Origin of the sequence: Alloiococcus sp. CFN-8, from assembly GCF_049943125.1 — a bacterium.
In the GTDB taxonomy this organism is placed as follows: Bacteria; Bacillota; Clostridia; order Clostridiales; family Clostridiaceae; genus JAEXZL01.
In genome coordinates this window covers 331,468-348,652 of record NZ_CP188040.1, presented here as the reverse complement: position 1 = coordinate 348,652, position 17,185 = coordinate 331,468, and the positions used below count along the sequence as shown (strand labels likewise).

The 17,185-nt window shown below is 37.4% G+C and carries 16 protein-coding genes; 15 read left to right on the top strand and 1 reads right to left on the bottom strand.

What is annotated here, in order from left to right; genetic code table 11:
• The first annotated feature begins 136 nt into the window (after nt 1-136).
• The 14 genes from cdaA to ACPWSR_RS01625 all read left to right on the top strand — a co-directional run bounded on the left by cdaA (nt 137) and on the right by ACPWSR_RS01625 (nt 14,512).
• Nucleotides 137-994, top strand: a complete 858-nt coding sequence (gene cdaA / locus ACPWSR_RS01690; RefSeq protein WP_426349966.1) for a diadenylate cyclase CdaA — start codon at nt 137-139, stop codon at nt 992-994.
• On the top strand, nt 958-2,178 hold the full coding sequence (locus tag ACPWSR_RS01685; protein WP_426349965.1) for a CdaR family protein: 1,221 nt from the start codon (nt 958-960) through the stop codon (nt 2,176-2,178). Before cdaA ends, ACPWSR_RS01685 begins: the two co-directional genes overlap by 37 nt.
• A gap of 74 nt (nt 2,179-2,252) precedes the next feature.
• Nucleotides 2,253-3,863 carry an NAD(P)/FAD-dependent oxidoreductase gene (locus ACPWSR_RS01680; protein WP_426349964.1) on the top strand — a complete coding sequence of 537 codons (1,611 nt, stop codon included), beginning with the start codon at nt 2,253-2,255 and terminating at the stop codon, nt 3,861-3,863.
• A gap of 172 nt (nt 3,864-4,035) precedes the next feature.
• On the top strand, nt 4,036-5,118 hold the full coding sequence (gene buk, locus ACPWSR_RS01675) for a butyrate kinase (RefSeq protein WP_426349963.1): 1,083 nt from the start codon (nt 4,036-4,038) through the stop codon (nt 5,116-5,118).
• Between the two features lies 1 nt (nt 5,119).
• Nucleotides 5,120-6,022, top strand: coding sequence for a phosphate butyryltransferase (ptb, locus tag ACPWSR_RS01670; protein WP_426349962.1), 903 nt, complete (start codon nt 5,120-5,122; stop codon nt 6,020-6,022).
• Nucleotides 6,023-6,050: 28 nt separating this feature from the next.
• Nucleotides 6,051-7,121 carry a butyrate kinase gene (buk, locus tag ACPWSR_RS01665; protein WP_426349961.1) on the top strand — a complete coding sequence of 357 codons (1,071 nt, stop codon included), beginning with the start codon at nt 6,051-6,053 and terminating at the stop codon, nt 7,119-7,121.
• A gap of 173 nt (nt 7,122-7,294) precedes the next feature.
• Nucleotides 7,295-8,131, top strand: coding sequence for a pyridoxamine kinase (locus ACPWSR_RS01660; protein WP_426349960.1), 837 nt, complete (start codon nt 7,295-7,297; stop codon nt 8,129-8,131).
• A 293-nt stretch (nt 8,132-8,424) separates the two neighbouring features.
• Complete coding sequence (locus ACPWSR_RS01655) at nt 8,425-9,108, top strand: hypothetical protein (protein ID WP_426349959.1); 684 nt, start codon at nt 8,425-8,427, stop codon at nt 9,106-9,108.
• 41 nt (nt 9,109-9,149) lie between these two features.
• A complete protein-coding gene (locus ACPWSR_RS01650) occupies nt 9,150-9,359 on the top strand; it encodes a 4Fe-4S binding protein (RefSeq protein ID WP_426349958.1) in 210 nt (69 codons plus the stop codon).
• A 13-nt stretch (nt 9,360-9,372) separates the two neighbouring features.
• Nucleotides 9,373-10,443 carry a 3-methyl-2-oxobutanoate dehydrogenase subunit VorB gene (locus tag ACPWSR_RS01645; RefSeq protein WP_426349957.1) on the top strand — a complete coding sequence of 357 codons (1,071 nt, stop codon included), beginning with the start codon at nt 9,373-9,375 and terminating at the stop codon, nt 10,441-10,443.
• A complete protein-coding gene (locus tag ACPWSR_RS01640; protein WP_426349956.1) occupies nt 10,443-11,192 on the top strand; it encodes a thiamine pyrophosphate-dependent enzyme in 750 nt (249 codons plus the stop codon). The genes ACPWSR_RS01645 and ACPWSR_RS01640 overlap by 1 nt, the downstream gene beginning before the upstream one ends.
• A 2-nt stretch (nt 11,193-11,194) precedes the next feature.
• Nucleotides 11,195-11,749, top strand: coding sequence for a 2-oxoacid:acceptor oxidoreductase family protein (locus ACPWSR_RS01635; protein ID WP_426349955.1), 555 nt, complete (start codon nt 11,195-11,197; stop codon nt 11,747-11,749).
• 461 nt (nt 11,750-12,210) lie between these two features.
• Nucleotides 12,211-13,557 (top strand): butyryl-CoA:acetate CoA-transferase, encoded by a 1,347-nt coding sequence (locus ACPWSR_RS01630; RefSeq protein ID WP_426349954.1) that lies wholly within the window; start codon nt 12,211-12,213, stop codon nt 13,555-13,557.
• Nucleotides 13,558-13,678: 121 nt separating this feature from the next.
• Entirely contained in the window at nt 13,679-14,512 is an 834-nt protein-coding gene (locus tag ACPWSR_RS01625; protein WP_426349953.1) for an AIM24 family protein, read from the top strand.
• A 329-nt stretch (nt 14,513-14,841) separates the two neighbouring features.
• Here ACPWSR_RS01625 and ACPWSR_RS01620 read toward each other — a convergent pair whose 3' ends face one another.
• Nucleotides 14,842-15,621, bottom strand: a complete 780-nt coding sequence (locus tag ACPWSR_RS01620) for a helix-turn-helix transcriptional regulator (protein ID WP_426349952.1) — start codon at nt 15,619-15,621, stop codon at nt 14,842-14,844.
• Nucleotides 15,622-15,770: 149 nt separating this feature from the next.
• On the opposite strand from ACPWSR_RS01620, the gene ACPWSR_RS01615 reads away from it, so the two are divergent.
• Nucleotides 15,771-17,156 carry a hypothetical protein gene (locus tag ACPWSR_RS01615; RefSeq protein WP_426349951.1) on the top strand — a complete coding sequence of 462 codons (1,386 nt, stop codon included), beginning with the start codon at nt 15,771-15,773 and terminating at the stop codon, nt 17,154-17,156.
• The last annotated feature ends 29 nt before the right edge of the window (nt 17,157-17,185 follow it).

Below are 17,185 nucleotides of genomic sequence, written 5' to 3'. Positions count from 1 at the left end.
TTATCCTCCTTTATATTTGTTTATAATATATATTCAGAAAGATATTTTAATATTATTTAAAATTTACTTTTACTGTACTAAGGAGAAAAGATATAGTGTATAATTGAAAATGTAACAAAGGACTGAGGTGAGATGAGTGGATATTATAAATGTATTTGTTAACATCATAAAGAACATTACAATATGGAGTGTGTTAGACATTGCTGTGGTATCTTATATATTTTATAAGGGCTATATGCTGTTAAAGGAAACAAGGGCAGTACAGCTTTTAAAGGGTATTTTATTAATTGTTGCCTTAATTCCTATTAGCGCCATGTTAAATCTTACCACTGTAAATGTAATACTTAATAAAACAATTACCATAGGTGTTTTGTCTGTTATAATTATTTTTCAGCCAGAGATAAGAAGAGCTTTAGAACATATAGGAAGAAGTGCCTTTAATGATATACATCCTATTGAGGATGACGAGCTTAGAGATAAGGTTATAACAGAAATTGTAAATGCTGTAGAAAATCTATCTATTACAAAGACAGGGGCTTTAATTGCCATTGAACAGTCCACTGGCCTCGGTGAAATAATTATGAATGGAATTTCAATAGATGCTGTGGTTTCCTCAGCACTTTTAGAAAATATATTTGTAGTAAATACTCCTCTTCATGATGGAGCAACAATCATAAGAAATGATAGAATCATAGCTTCAGGCTGTGTACTACCATTAACCAGTAGCACTGAGATTAACAAAAAATTAGGTACCAGGCACAGAGCTGCTATAGGTCTTTCAGAGACCTCAGATGCATTAGTAATAATAGTTTCTGAGGAAACTGGAACAATCTCTCTTGCTGCTAATGGTAGATTATCAAGAAATTATGATAGAGATAGACTAAAGGATGTACTCCTTAAGATAATGAAAAATAGACGGAAGAAGAGAGTAAAGACCTTGGGAGAGAGGGTGAAAATGTGGCTGACACAACAAAAAGGCAAGATATCATCGTAAGAATATTGTGTGTGGTTTTTGCTTTTGCACTATGGTTGTATGTAACAAATATAGAAAATCCTACAACGACTCGAGAAATAGATGGTGTAGAAGTTAGGTTTATTAATGAAGATAAACTTATTGAAAATCAAAATCTAATTTTATCTCCTGAGCAGGATATAGCTGTTACCTTGACTATTGAAGGACCTACCTCAATTATTTATAATGTTAAGGCGGAGGACTTTAGAGTGGAAGCTGATTTGAGTGCCTATTTTCTTCAGAAGGGTGTAAATGAGATAAGAGCTGATATATCGAGCTATCCAAGAAATATTAATGTAAAGAATAATACCGGGTCCATTATGGTGAAAATTGATGTTGATGAATATGCTTTGAAGGATGTACCTGTTTATCCTGATATAGATGTTAATACACAAACAGGCTCCTATGCTGGTGAACCGCAGCTTACACCTACCTCCGCCCAGATATCAGGACCTTCTACCTATGTTAACAGGGTAAAGTACCTCCTGGCCAGGGGGGAAATTAGCAATGCAGAAAGTGATCAAACGGTAAGTCTTAATCTACAGCCAGTAGATGAAAATTTCAATTTTGTCAATAATGTTACTGTAGAGCCTACCAACGTTTCAGTAACTGTACCCATAAGGCAGTCAAAATTCCTAACTGTAAATGTTAAAACTCAAGGAGAGCTGCCCCCTGGACTACAGCTGAAAAGCATAGAGGTAACTCCTCAAAAGGTAGAAGTGATAGGTGATGAGGAAGTCCTTAATTCATTAACCTCTATAGATACAGAGCCCATAGATCTTTCTAAGCTATCGGAAAATGGGGAAGTGAAGGCGAAACTTGTGATTGCAGACAAAATATCCTTAGTAGAGGATAATTCTACAGTTTTGGTGAAAATTAATACTGTGGAAAAGGTGCAAAAGACCTTTACAGTACCTATTTCTATAATTAATCTATCAGAAGGTTTAAGCAGTGAGCTAGGAACGCCACAAGTAACCATATTGGCAGAGGCAGAAGCATCTATAATGGAAGGTGTTACAGCGGAGGATTTCAAGGTAGAGGTAAATGCCGCTGGACTTAGAGAGGGTGCTCATGAACTTTCCATCACTGTTACAACAGCTAAGAGTGATATTAGGATAGTGAATTACACTCCTGAACTGGTGAACATCACAATAAATGCTCAATAAAGATAAAATTATAAACAATTTATACAGCTTGAAGGCTTTATGCTTTTCAAGCTGTTTTAGTGAGGTGAATACTAATGACAATAAGGATAAACAATTTAATTTTGGATATTAACGAGCCTGTGGAAGAATTGAAGAATAAAGCTGCAAAAAAACTAAGGATACCTATTGAGGATATTAAAGAAGTTAGAATAATTAAGGAGTCTATAGATGCGAGAAAAAAAGCTTCTATTAAATTTAATTATTGTATAGAGGTTGATTCTGATAAAGAAGAAGCTATCATAAGGAAGGTTAAGGATAGGGATGTAGTTTTAGAAGATAGACTTGAAGAGAGCAGTTATGTTATGGGGGAGGAGAGGCTTCATAAGAGACCAGTTGTAGTAGGCACAGGGCCTGCAGGATTATTTGCTGCCCTGAAGCTTGCTAGAGAGGGGTACTCTCCTTTAGTTGTAGAAAGAGGAGAAAACGTAGATGATAGAAGCAAAACTGTAGAAAGGTTTTGGGGTGGAGGAGAGCTTAATCCTGAGTCCAATGTTCAGTTTGGAGAAGGAGGCGCTGGAACCTTTTCTGATGGGAAGCTTACTACAAGAATTAAGGATAAAAGATGCAGCTATATACTAAGAGCCATGGCTGATGCTGGTGCTCCAGAGGAGATAACTTATATGGGTAAGCCTCATGTGGGAACAGATATTCTTAAGAAGGTTGTAGCTAGCCTAAGAAATGAAATTATAGCTCTTGGCGGTGAGGTGAGATTTAATTCTAAACTAGAGAAGATTAATAAAAAGGATGGAAAGCTATATTCCATTATAGTTAATGGAGAAGAAATTCCTTGTGAGGTTTTAATTCTTGCCATAGGCCATAGCTCCAGAGATACCTATGAAATGCTATATAAAGAAGGTGTTTTTTTAGAGGAGAAGGCTTTTGCTATAGGCTTAAGAGTGGAGCATCCTCAGGAGCTAATAGATAAGGCGCAATATGGAAGCTTTGCGGGTCACCCAAGGCTGAAGGCTGCTGACTATAGATTAACCTACACAAGTCCTACCTTTAATAGAGGAGTCTATTCCTTCTGCATGTGTCCTGGTGGAGTAGTGGTAGCTGCAGCCTCAGAAAAGAATACAGTAGTTTCTAACGGTATGAGCTATCATGCTAGAGAAGAAGAAAATGCTAATTCTGCAATAGTAGTAACTGTTTCCTCAGAGGATTTCCCAGGAAATTCTCCCTTAAGAGGAATGGAGTTTCAGAGGCATTATGAAGCATTAGCTTATAAGCTGGGTGGAGAGGATTATTCAGCACCAGTACAGCTTTTAGGAGATTTTCTTGAAGATAAAACTGGAAGTAAGCTGTTAACTGTTAAGCCTAGCTATAAGCCAGGTTATCGCTTTACAAATCTTAATAACCTTCTCCCTTCTTATGTTACTGGTGCAATGAAGGAAGCCTTTAAGGACTTTGACAGAAAGATAAAGGGGTTTGGAGACTATGGAGCAGTACTAACAGGAATAGAAACTCGTACCTCAGCCCCTGTGAGAATAACAAGAAACGAAGCTTTAGAGAGCATATCCATAAGTGGCTTATTTCCCTGTGGAGAAGGAGCTGGTTATGCTGGAGGTATAATATCTGCAGCAGTTGATGGTCTTAAGGTGGCAGAGAGAATAATTGAAAAATATAGTAATAAATTTATCGGATTGTAAAATATATAATTAATAAACTAAAAAATATATCGATGAAGTAGGAAAAAAATAACAATCCCTCACAGATAAAGTGAGGGATTTTTAAAACCTATTTTGTTTATTAGAATAATTTGCTAAAATAGGAATGTATTTAAAGTATACGTTATCACTTAAAAGTTATGGGGGGTATATTGTGGAGGACAATTTAATATTAGCTATAAATCCTGGCTCTACATCCACTAAAATTGCTTTATATAATGGACAAGAGTGCATCAAAGTAGAAAATCTTATTCATTCAAAGGATAGTCTTAAGGGCTTTGAGGAGATTTATCATCAGAAGGATATGAGGTCAGAGGTAATACTTGATTGGTTAAAGGTGCAGGACCTTGATATGGGAAGACTTAAAGCTATTGTGGGAAGAGGCGGATTATTAAGACCTATGTCTGGGGGAACCTATATGGTTACTGAAGCTATGATTGAAGATTTAAAGATAGGCTATCAGGGGCAGCACGCTTCAAATCTTGGTGGAATCATTGCCAATGATATTGCAAAGAAATTAAACATACCTGCATATATAGTGGATCCCGTAGCTGTTGATGAGTTCTTAGAGGAGGCTAGGCTTTCAGGCCTCCCAGGAATAAAGAGAAGGTCCTTAGTTCATGCTCTTAACATAAAGGCGACAGCAAGGAAGATTTGTGATAAAATTAACATGGACTTTAAGGAGGCTTCATTTATAGTAGCACATCTAGGAGGAGGTATATCTATAGCTCCTGTTTATAGAGGAAGAATATTAGATGTGAATAATGCTAATGAAGGTGGACCATTATCTCCAGAGAGAGCTGGTGATGTTCCGGCAGGAGAGTTGGTAAGGCTATGCTTTAGTGGAAGATATACACAGGGTGAGATTAAGAAAAAGCTCACAAGAGAAGGAGGTCTTCTTGGTTATTTAGGTACTAATGATGCAAGAGAGGTTGTAGCAAGGATTGAAAAAGAAGATGAGGAGGCTGAGCTCATTTTTAAAGCTATGGCCTATCAGATAAGTAAAGAAATTGCAGCCATGGCAACGGTTCTAAAGGGAAAGGTGGACAGAATTATAATAACTGGAGGCCTAGCCCATGGAAAGCTCCTTATGTCGTGGATTGAGGAAAGAGTATCCTTTATTGCAGAGGTGGAGGTTGTACCTGGAGAAAATGAGATGGAATCTTTGGCTATGGGAGCTTTAAGAGTTCTTAGGGGAGAAGAAGAAGCAAAAATATACGAAGACGAGGTGCTTTAGAGTGAGTGGTTTTGAGACTTTAATAGAAAAAGCAAGAACAGGAATTGTAAAAAAGGTAGCAGTAGCTGTAGCACAGGATGAGCCTGTTCTTGAAGCAATAGCTGAAGCAAAACGCATGGGAATAGCTGATGCAGTTCTTGTAGGAGATAGAGAAAAGATAGAGGCTATGGCTGAGAATATTGGTATGGACTTGTCTCAATTTGAGATTATTGAAGAAAAGAACATTAGTAAGGCTGCCATAAAGGCTGTGGAGCTCGTGTCAACTGGTTATGCTGATATGGTAATGAAAGGACTTTTAGATACAGCTACTTTTTTAAGAAGTGTTTTAAATAAGGAAATAGGGCTTAGAACTGGTAGATTGATGTCTCATGTTGCTGTTTTTGAAATAGAAGGAATAGAGAGGCTTATATTATTGACAGATGCAGCCTTTAACACCTATCCCGATTTAAAGGCAAAGGTGGATATATTAAATAATTCAGTAGAGGTAGCTAAAGCTATTGGGATTAAGGAGCCTAAGGTTGCAGCTATTTGTGCTGTAGAGGTTGTTAATCCAGATATGCCTGCTACCACTGATGCTGCTATGTTATCAAAAATGAATGATAGAGGACAGATAAAGGGGTGTCTGGTAGATGGACCCTTAGCTATAGATAATGCCATATCTATAGAGGCTGCAGAACATAAAAAAATATCTGGTCCTGTGGCAGGAAGGGCAGATATTATGCTTCTGCCTAACATCGAAAGTGCTAATGTAATGTATAAAACACTGACTTATACTGCAAAAACTAAGAATGGTGGAATCCTTGTAGGTACTTCAGCTCCTGTTATACTTACCTCCAGGGCAGATTCCTTTGAAACAAAGGTAAATTCTATTGCACTGGCTGCACTAGTAGCAGGAAATAAGTAATTCACTAGCTTAATAGGGGGAAATAAAAATGGGATATAAATTATTAATTATCAATCCAGGCTCCACTTCAACAAAGATAGCGGTATACGAGGATGAGAATCCATTGCTTATAGAAACGATAAGACACAGCAGCGAGGAAATAAATAAGTATCCAAATATTTTCTCACAGCTCGATTTTAGAAAAGAAATCATAATAAAAGCTTTAGAAGATAAGGGAATAAAGATAAGTGATCTCAATGCTATTGTAGGAAGAGGCGGACTTTTAAAGCCAATGGTAAGTGGTACCTACAGTGTTAATGAAGCAATGCTTGAGGATTTGAGAATAGGTTATCAGGGGCAGCATGCTTCAAATTTAGGAGGCTTATTGGCTAAAGAGCTTTCAGGTGAGCATAAGCTACCTTCCTTTATAGTTGATCCTGTAGTTGTAGATGAGCTGGATGAGGTTGCTAGGGTATCAGGAATACCAGAGATAAAGAGAATAAGTATATTCCATGCTTTAAATCAAAAGGCTGTGGCAAAAAGATATGCAAAAGAGATGGGAAAGGCTTATGAGGAATTGAACTTAATCGTGGCCCATTTAGGAGGGGGAGTGTCTGTAGGAGCTCACTATCAGGGAAGAATAATAGATGTGAATAATGCCTTAGATGGAGATGGACCTTTCTCCCCTGAAAGAGCAGGAAGCCTGCCTACAGGTGATTTGGTAAAGCTATGCTTCAGTGGTAAATATACAAAGGAAGAGATACTAAAGAAGCTTTGCGGTAAGGGAGGTTTCGTAGCTTACTTAGGGACTAATGATGCTCGAGAAGTAGAGACCGCTGCAAAAGAGGGAGAGGAAACAGCTTCTCTGGTATTTGAGGCCTTCTGCTATCAGATTGGTAAGGCTATAGGAGAATGCTCTGCAGTTTTAAAGGGGAAGGTAGATGCAATAATATTAACTGGTGGCATTGCTTATGGAAAGACTGTAACAGATAAAATTAGTGAAAGAACTTCCTGGATTGCTCCTATAGTAATATACCCAGGGGAGGATGAGATGCTTGCCTTAGCTCAGGGAGGGCTCAGAGTTTTAAGAGGAGAAGAAGCAGCAAAGGAATATAGATAAGCCCATTGTAAGCTCTGCTTAATTACTTAAGCAGAGTTTTACTGATTTAATGTCTTGCTATAAGAAAAACATTTGAAAATTCTATAGATTAAAGTACAATAGAATAAGTGAATAATCCTATACTAACAGTCAAGGAAGTAAAATTGTATAGGAGTATACGAGGAGGATAAGTAATGAAGCGAATAGTAACAGTACAGGATATTTCCTGTGTTGGAAAGTGCTCTCTTACCGTGGCCCTGCCTGTAATTTCAGCTATGGGAGTGGAAACATCCGTTATACCTACAGCAGTGCTTTCAACCCATACAGCTTTTAAGGATTTTACTTTTAGAGACCTTACGGATGATATAGAAGGTATCGCTGAGCACTGGAAAAAAGAAAAAATAGCCTTTGATGCTATTTATACTGGTTATTTAGGATCATTTAAACAACTAAAGCTGGTCAGTAACTTCTTTGATGACTTTAAAGAAGATAATACCTTGATTTTTGTAGATCCTGTTATGGGGGATTATGGAAAGTTATATACAGGCTTTACTCAAGAGTTTGCTTTTGAGATGGCTAAGCTCTGTTCAAAGGCAGATATTATAGTTCCCAATATGACAGAGGCTTCATATATGCTGGGAATTGACTACATAGGAGAAGGATATAGCCAGGAGTATGTTAAAGATATATTGCTTAAGCTCAGTGCTTTAGGCCCAAAGCAGGTGGTGTTAACAGGAGTCAGCTTTGAGCCAAATATATTAGGGGTAATGGGCTATGATAGTGCCACTAATAAATATTTTAGTTATTTTAATGAAAAGATTAATGTAAACTTCCATGGTACTGGCGATGTATTTGCCAGCTGCTGTGTTGGTGCCTTAATGAATGGGTATAGCCTAGAGGACTCTCTTAAGATAGCAGCAGATTTTACCGTGGAATCTATCAGAAAATCAATAGAGGACAAGGATTCAAGATGGTATGGTGTTAACTTTGAAAGTGCAGTGCCATATCTTATTAAAAGAATAGAAAAATAAAAGGATTAAAATCAAATAATGTTAAAAAAACTACAAGCTCCGGAATTATTTGGAGCTTTTTTAACTTTATAAATAAATATTTATGGCAATAGTTAAATGATTTATAAAATATTATCCTATTAAAGGATAAATAAAAAAATGTAGATAAAATTAATGCGAAATTGGTAATTTTATTGATTTTCCTCTCTTGGGTGGAAGGGGATAACTGTTGAATAATAATTCCTTTTTAAGTATAATTTACTTGAAAAGGTTTACCGATATATTAATTCCTTAAAAGGAGAAAATATACACTTATGAATAATAACTTAACTACACAAAGATTAAATATTTTCACTGGACATTTTGGTAGTGGTAAGACAGAAACCTCAATTAATTATGCTATAAAGCTAGCAGAATTAGGTGAAAAGGTGAGTCTTGTAGATATTGATATTGTTAACCCATATTTTTGCTCCAGAGATATTAAAGAAGAGCTGGAGGAAAAAGGCTTAAGGATCATAGCAGCCAGCAAGGACCTATCAAATGGGGAGCTTATGGTTGTACCCGGTGAAGTTATCTCGGCCTTTAATGATAAAAGTCATATAGTAGTATTTGATATAGGCGGAGATGATATGGGAGCTGTGGCCCTGGGACAATATAACAGATACTTCCTTCAAGAGAGCTATAACATGTATCTGGTGATTAACAATAACAGACCATTAACAGAAACCATCGAGACCTGTGAGGAATATTTATATTCTATTGAAAGAAGCAGTCGTTTAAAGGTAACCCATTTAGTATCCAACACTAATCTATCCTCAGAGACCACTATAGAGGATGTGATAAAGGGTGATAGTTTAGTTGCGGAGCTATCAGATAGACTTAAGCTTCCTCATGCATTTACTGTCTGCTCTAGAGAGCAGTTAGCTGAGCTTGAGGGAAGGGTGAAAGGAAAGCTTTTTCCCATTGATATTTACATGAAAAAACCTTGGGAGAGGTGACCATAGCTGTTCACTATAAGTAAAAATAAGGGGGAAATAATGTGGCAAAGGTAACATTCAGAGAGGACAGATGCAAGGGCTGCGGTCAGTGTATAATTGCATGTCCTAAAAAAATAATTTCATTTATGGACAATCTCAATGAAAAGGGATATCATCCTGCAGGTATTACAGAAGAGAATATGAGCCTCTGCATAGCCTGCGCATCCTGTGGAAGAATGTGTCCTGATTATGTTATTACCATTGAGAAATAGGGGAGGAAAATAAATGGCTGAGAAGGTTTTAATGAAAGGAAATGAAGCTATAGGAGAGGCTGCCATTCAAGCTGGCTGTCAGTGCTTCTTTGGATATCCTATTACACCTCAAACAGAGGTAGCAGCTTATATGTCAAAGAAAATGCCTAAGATAGGTAGGGTGTTTTTGCAGGCAGAGAGTGAAATTGCAGCAATAAATATGGTATATGGAGCCGCAGGTACAGGTGTTAGATGCATGACCTCCTCCTCAAGTCCAGGAATAAGCTTAAAGGCAGAAGGAATATCTTATATAGCAGGGGCAGAACTGCCTTGTGTTATTGTAAATATCGTTAGAGGAGGACCTGGTCTTGGAACCATTCAGCCGGCTCAATCTGATTACTTCCAGGCTACTAAGGGTCTTGGTCATGGAGATTATAACATGCCTGTATATGCTCCTAGCTCCATACAGGAGATGGTAGATGTCATCCAGGAGGCTTTTGATGTAGCAGACATCTATAGAACTCCAGTGATGGTTATGGGAGATGGAATGCTAGGGCAGATGATGGAGCCTGTGGAGTTTACACAGAAGGAAGGCAGAATTCTTCCTGAGAAGGCTTGGGCTGCTAATGGTAGAAGAGGAAGAACGGAGCATAATGTTATTAATTCTCTTTATCTTCAATCAGAAAAGCTGGAGCAGCACAACAAAAAGCTTCAGGAAAAGTTTAAAGCTATAAAAGAAAATGAAGTTAAATATGAGCTTTATAATCTTGAGGGGGATGTAGATCTAATAATGGTTTCCTATGGAACAACCTCAAGAATTTGCAAAAATGTAATTAAGGCTGCGAAAGCTGCGGGGATAAACCTTGGATTGATAAGACCTATCACCTTATGGCCTTTCCCTGAAAAAGCCTTTGAGGAAACTATAAATAAAACAAAGCTTGGCTATATATCTGTAGAAATGAGTGCTGGCCAGATGGTTGAGGATGTTAAGCTTGCTGTGCTTGGAAGAAAGCCGGTGCACTTTTATGGAAGAACCGGTGGTATGGTTCCTACACCACAGGAAATACTAAATAATGTAATGGAAATAGTAGGAGGTGCAAAATAATGACTATAGTATTTGAACCTACTAAAGCACTATTAGATGTCCCAACTCACTATTGTCCAGGATGTACTCATGGAATAATTCATAGGTTGGTAGGAGAGGTTATAGAAGAACTGGGAGTTTTAGATAAAACTATAGGGGTTGCACCTGTAGGCTGCTCAGTACTTGCTTATGATTATTTTGCCTGTGACATGTTTGAAGCTGCTCATGGTAGAGCTCCAGCTGTTGCTACGGGAATAAAGAGAGCGAACCCAGATACAGTGGTATTCACTTATCAGGGAGATGGAGATTTAGCAGCTATAGGTACAGCAGAAATAGTTCATGCTGCTGCCAGAGGTGAAAATATAGTTACTATATTCGTTAATAACTGTATTTATGGTATGACTGGTGGTCAGATGGCACCTACAACTCTTCCTGGACAGATTACTGAAACCTCACCTTATGGTAGAGATATAAAAACTCAAGGTCATCCTATAAGAGTGGCAGAGATGATATCCACCTTAGATGGTGCTTGCTATGTAGAGAGAGTTGCAGTAGATAAGGTTCCTAATGTTATAAAAGCAAAAAAAGCTATAAAGAAGGCTTTCCAGAATGCTATCGAAGGAAAAGGCTTCTCAATGGTAGAGGTTTTATCCATATGCCCAACTAACTGGGGATTATCTACAGAAGAATCTCTTGGCTGGCTCAGAGATAACATGATTCCTTTTTATCCTTTAGGTATTAAAAAGGATAATACGCAGGAGGTGAAATAGCTATGGCAATGCAGGAAATATTATTTGCAGGCTTTGGAGGACAAGGAATACTGTCCATGGCAAAGTTTTTAGCTTATGGCGGAATGGATGCGGGAAAAAATGTATCATGGCTTCCCTCCTATGGGCCTGAAATGAGAGGTGGAACCTGTAACTGTTCAGTAATAATCACAGATGACCAGGTGGGCTCTCCTATTGTAATAACACCTGATACTCTTATAGTAATGAATAAGCCTTCCTTAGATAAATTTGAGATGAGCGTAAAAAAAGGTGGAACCATTATAATCGATGAGGACATGGTAAATCGTGACGTAGTGAGAACTGATATTGAAGCTATAAAAATTCCAGCTCAAGCTATAGCTCAAGAAATAGGTAGCAAGACCATAGCAAATATGGTGCTTTTGGGAGCTTTAGTAAAGAAGACAGGCATTATATCTATAGAGGAGCTGTTAAAAGCCTTGAAAGAGCATGGAAAAGAGAGATATTATGAAATGAATAAGCTTGCACTAGAAAGAGGAGCAGCTTTAGTAGATACACAGGTTGAAGTATTGCTTACTTAATATAGAGATAAAGATGAGTAGAAATAAGGGGTATGAGATTATATTTAATCTCATACCCCTTTAGATTAATATAACTAGTTACTTTTAGGAAATCTATTTTGGTAATCTCCTTAGGATTGACCTATGGAAAAAATCATAATAAAATGAAAATGTAAAGATATACTTATAAGACATAAACTAAGTTAATTATAAAGATTTGTAAAAAACAATATCTGGAAAATATTCAGAATATTGAGAAAATAATACAATTTATACCAATAATATGAGTTTTAATGGGATAAGTTTATTTAAATTTAATTAGAAAGGAGGAGCGTAGAGTCAAAAGTAATCCTTTGCACTTGAGTACATGGGTATATCTAAGGGACAACAAGAGCAGGCACAGTATTCAAATAAAATATAATAATCGACGACTTAGCAGATAGACTAAATAATACAATTATAGATGGGAGAAAAATATATATATGAATTTAAACAAAGAATATTCTATTAAGCTAGTAACTGCTGAGAAAGCTGTTGAAGTTGTTAAGTCCTGTGATTGGATAGATTATGGCTGGTGCACTGGAACTCCTGAGGCTCTAGACAGAGCCTTAGCAGCAAGACTTATAAATCTTCATGATGTAAAAATCCGTGGAGGTGTGCTGTTAAAGGCCCCAGAAATTTTTAAAATTACCAATCCTGAAGAGCATTTTACTTGGAATAGCTGGCATATGTCTGGAATTGAGAGGAAGGCTATAAGTCAAGGTTTTGCATTTTATGCTCCAATAAGATATTCTGAATTACCAAGATACTATCGTGATTCTAAAGATCCCTTAGACGTAGCTATGTTGAGGGTTGGACCCATGGATGAAAACGGTTATTTTAACTTTGGTCCTAGTGCTTCACACATGGAGGCTGTATGTAATAAGGCTAAGGTTGTTATAGTAGAAGTTAACAAAAATATGCCTTTGTGTCTCGGAGGGAAGGCTGGAGGAGAAAAAATACATATATCCAAGATAGATTATATAGTTGAAGGTGATAATGGAGAGCTTGCAGAGCTTGGATCCTCAAAGCCACAGGATATAGATGAAATTGTTGCAAAGCTAATCGTTGAAGAAATTCCTAATGGAGCATGTCTTCAGCTAGGTATAGGGGGAATGCCTAATGCCGTTGGTTCTTTAATAGCTAAATCTGACCTTAAGAATCTTGGAGTTCACACGGAAATGTATGTAGATGCCTTTGTAGATATAGCTTTGGAGGGAAAGATAGACGGTTCCTGCAAGAATATTGATAAGTTTAAGCAAACCTATGCCTTCGGTGCAGGTACAAAAAAGCTTTATGATTATTTAAATAATAATGAGGCATGCTTAAGTGCTCCTGTGGATTATACAAATGATGTTAGAGTTATAAGCGCCTTGGATAACTTTATTTCAATTAATAATGCTGTGGATGTGGATTTGTTTGGTCAGGTAAATGCCGAATCCTCTGGGGTAAAGCATATAAGTGGTGCTGGAGGACAGCTTGACTTTGTTTTAGGAGCATATCTTTCTAATGGTGGAAAGAGCTTCATATGCTGCTCATCAACCTATAAGACAAGAGATGGACAAGTTAGGTCTAGAATTATGCCAACTCTAAACACAGGTTCCGTAGTAACAGATACAAGAACAAATACACAATATTTAGTTACAGAGTATGGAAAGGTTAACCTTAAGGGTTTAACAACCTGGCAGAGAGCTGAAGCGATTATTTCAATAGCTCATCCTGATTTTAGAGAAGAATTGATTAAAGAAGCAGAAAAAATGCAAATATGGAGACGCAGCAATAAGCGTTAATGCTATTTCCTCATAATTAACTTTTATTTTATTCATCATTATATAAGGTTATAGATAATCATTGTAACTATACATTTAATTGTCATATAATTGAGATAATGATGAAAAAGGGTGTGGAATTATGAGGACTAATTTAAAAATAACCAATAACCTTGAGATTCTTTCAGAAATGACAGGAGACTCTACCTTTCAAATTTTAGAATATGAAACTCTCTCCGGTAGCTTAGATATAGCCTCTGCGGAACAAATGTATTTTATGAGAGAGATAGGAATGACCTTAAAGCAGGTTAAGATAATTTTGGAGGATAGCTCTGTAAGGCTACAATCAGGAGCCTTAAGCTATATGAAGGGAAGGATAGACCTTAGGGCAGGACTTGGTGTGATAATTGGTCTTGGTAAAAAGCTAATGAGCAGCAGGGCTACTGGAGAAAGTGCTATTAAACCCTTATATACAGGAACAGGAGAGATATATTTAGAGCCTTCCTTTGGCCACTATGCTCTTATTGAGCTGGAGGATGATGAGGTAATTATTGATGATGGCCTTTTCTATGCCTGCGAAGAAGGAATAGAGGTGGGGGCTGCCATGCAAAAAAATATATCATCTGCATTTTTTGGGAATGAAGGTTTGTTTCAAACTAAGCTTGAGGGCAGTGGTGTTGCTGCCCTGGAGCTTCCAGTACCAGAGCATGAGATAAGAAAGGTCGTACTCATTAATGATACATTAAAGGTAGATGGCAATTTTGCTCTTTTAAGAACTGGAGACATAGAATTTACCGTTGAAAAATCCTCTAAGTCGCTTATAGGTTCTGCTGCCTCTGGAGAAGGATTAGTTAATGTTTACAGAGGAACAGGAGAGATTTGGCTGATGCCTACTAAGGAGGTTTATAATAAGATTGCCTTGGGAAATTATCGTAACTTGACGGAGAATGAGGGGAGATATGATACGGAGGTTTAAGATAGAGAAGAGAGAATAGAGAAAAGAGCAGGTAAAAAGTAAGGACTAAGAGCTAAGAGTTTAAAAGATAGAGAAAAGAGAAGAGAGAATAGATAAGAGCAAAGAGCAAAGAGCAAAGAGATAAGAGATTAGAGGCAAAAGATTAGAGGCAAAAGATAAAAAGATAAAAGATAAGAAGATAAGAAGATAAAAGATAAATAGATAAAAGATAAGAAGATAAGAAGATAAAAGATAAATAGATAAAAAGATAGAAGAGGTAGTAGATATAGAGTTGGGCACCTTCCATGTGGGGAGGTGCCCAGTTTTTTGGTGGATTTAAGTTTTGTTTTTTATTTGCTTACTTTTGAATAGAGCTCGGAATTTAGTTCTTCCCAATTGGCTCGGAAGTGCTGGGAGCGGTATTTGCACGGGGTTAGCCCGGCATTTTGGCGAAATACTTGGATAAAATGACTTTCTGATGAGAAGGAATAATAATTGGAGATATCGCTGATAGAGAGATCTGAGTAACGTAGAAGATTTTTAGCTTTTTCGATTTTTTCATTGAGAATAAATTTACTTACTGAGGTTCCCATCTCTTTGCTGAATAGCTTTGATAGATAGCTTTCCGATATTTTTAGATAATCGGCTAGTTCTTTTAGTGTGATACGGGAATGAATGTGGTTGTAGATGTAATTTATACAGAGTACGATGGGCTTGGACAATATTTGGCTTTTTTTAAGTTTCATCATTTGTGTACATAAGTCTATGGACATTATATCGTGTAGATCAGAAATTTCTTCTAGTGTCTTGCACTTGTCCATTCTTGAAATATAGTAATCGCTAAGATTATAGGCTTTATCCTGTTCCATACCAGCAAAAACACAACAGCGGGTAGTCATGGCAGAAAATATAGCAAAGTGATAGCGAAGATTCTGAAGTTTATTTTCGGAAAGTACTCCCATATCCTCCATTTTAGTGAAGTTTTTATCCTTGATGTCTTTCTGGACAAATTCTATATCGCCGTTGGCTACGGCATTATAAAAAAGGAACTCCTTTTCAATAGCGCGATGGGGTTCTCTTATCTCGTGTTTAATGAATTCACTACGATACCATTCGTTGCTCCAACTCATATTTAACACCTCTCAACTCATCCAATATATGGTAACATTATAGCATAATAATGATATTAAGTCAAAGAATATGATATAGCCTTATTAAAGTATTATATATAATTTAAGGTGTGTTATGAGTTTCGTAATTATAAGGAGGAGGAAGTAAAATGAAAAAGAAAGCACTAGCAATGATGATGGCAGCTTTGATGGTGTTTGGACTAGCTGGATGTAATAGCGATAGCGACAGCGGCAGTGGCGGCGGTGGCGGCAAATCTGAAAAGAAAGTTATAAATCTCTATGCATTTACAGATGAAGTTCCAAACATGATAAAGAGATTTAAAGAGCTACATCCTGATTTCGAATATGAAATCAACCCTACAATTATAGCTACCACCGAAGGTGCATATCAGCCAGCACTGGATCAGGCACTTTCATCTGGGGGTAAGGATGCACCAGATATTTATACCGCTGAAGCAGCCTTCATAATTAAGTACTCTCAGGGAGATGCGTACTCATATGCATTACCTTATGAGGAGCTTGGAATTAATGTAAACGATAAGATAAAGGAAGCTGAGATTGCTCAGTATAGTGTTGACCTTGGAACCAATCCAGATGGTAAGGTTGTTGGCCTTGGATATCAGGCTACAGGCGGTGCTTTTATTTATCGTCGCTCCATAGCTAAGGACACCTTTGGTACAGACGATCCAGTAGAAATTTCAAAAATCATTGGCGGAGGCTCAGGCAGCTGGGACAAGTTCTTTGAGGCTGCAGAGACATTAAAAGGAAAAGGTAATGCTATTGTGTCCGGTGATGGTGACCTCTGGCATGCCGTTGAAAATAGCTCTGATAAGGGTTGGGTAGTAAACGGTAAGTTTAATATTGACCCTAAGAGAGAAGAATTTATGGATCTATCAAAAGAATTAAAAGATAAAGGATATCATAATGATACAGCAGACTGGCAGGATGCTTGGTTTGCAGATATGAAGGGAGAAGGAGCAAAGCCTGTATTTGGTTTCTTCGGACCTGCATGGTTGATTAACTATACTCTAGCAGACAATAGTGGTGGAGAAAAACCTGGAGAAGGAACCTATGGTGACTGGGCAGTTTGTGAGTCTCCAATCGGATTCTTCTGGGGAGGCACCTGGTTATTAGCAAATAAGGCTGTGAAAGAGGATAAGGAGAAGGCAGAAGCTGTTGCACAAATTCTTGAATGGATAACTCTTGATACATCTGAAAATGGTCTTCAGTATCGTTGGGCTAATGGAACTATGGAAGAAGGCAAAGTGGGAACAAAAGACGTTGTTGCTTCCGGAGCTGTACTTAAAAAGTCCAATGGAGAATTAGAATTCCTAGGCGGACAGAATATGTTTGATGTATTCGTTCCAGCTAACGAAAATGCAAATGGTAAAAATCTTACTCAGTATGATGAAACAATCAACTCCTATTGGAGAGATCAGGTGCGTGAATACACCGCTGGAAATAAAACAAAGGATGAAGCTATAAAAGCTTTTAAACAGCAGATCGCTGATAACCTTAGCGTTACTGTAGAATAAGTAACCTGTCAGGGGAGGCAATCATACTT